Origin of the sequence: Acetomicrobium sp. S15 = DSM 107314 (assembly GCF_016125955.1) — a bacterium.
Classification (GTDB): Bacteria; Synergistota; Synergistia; order Synergistales; family Thermosynergistaceae; genus Thermosynergistes; species Thermosynergistes pyruvativorans.
In genome coordinates this window covers 1-332 of the sequence record NZ_JADEVE010000004.1, presented here as the reverse complement: position 1 = coordinate 332, position 332 = coordinate 1, and the positions used below count along the sequence as shown (strand labels likewise).

The following is a 332-nucleotide window of genomic DNA, read 5'->3' as shown; positions in this document are numbered from 1 at the left end:
CCTCGTTGATGTTTGTGTGACCCAAAAGCCTGAGAACGGAGAGGGATAAGATGGCCACGAAGACCGTAGGCCACGGAAGCGCTCCTAACCTCAGAGCCACATAGGTAGAACTTGCCGTAAAGCACGACTTGTGGGTAATGGCGGACGAAATATAATGCGCCATCATATTTGACGCGGTCTTTGACAGCATTTTATCACGACCCGGCATGAGGGAGCGCACTATACCTGGACAGATGGCGTTTACAGTGATGCCCGTTTGCGCAAGCTCCTTAGCCAGCGCATTCGTAAACCCTACGATGGCATGTTTCGAAGCACAATAGTGAGGCAATGTG

The 332-nt window shown here is 51.5% G+C and carries 1 protein-coding gene; it reads right to left on the bottom strand.

Annotated features, from left to right (window positions below):
- A partial coding sequence (locus EZM41_RS13280; protein WP_232618810.1) for an SDR family NAD(P)-dependent oxidoreductase occupies positions 1-332 on the bottom strand: 332 nt, incomplete at both ends.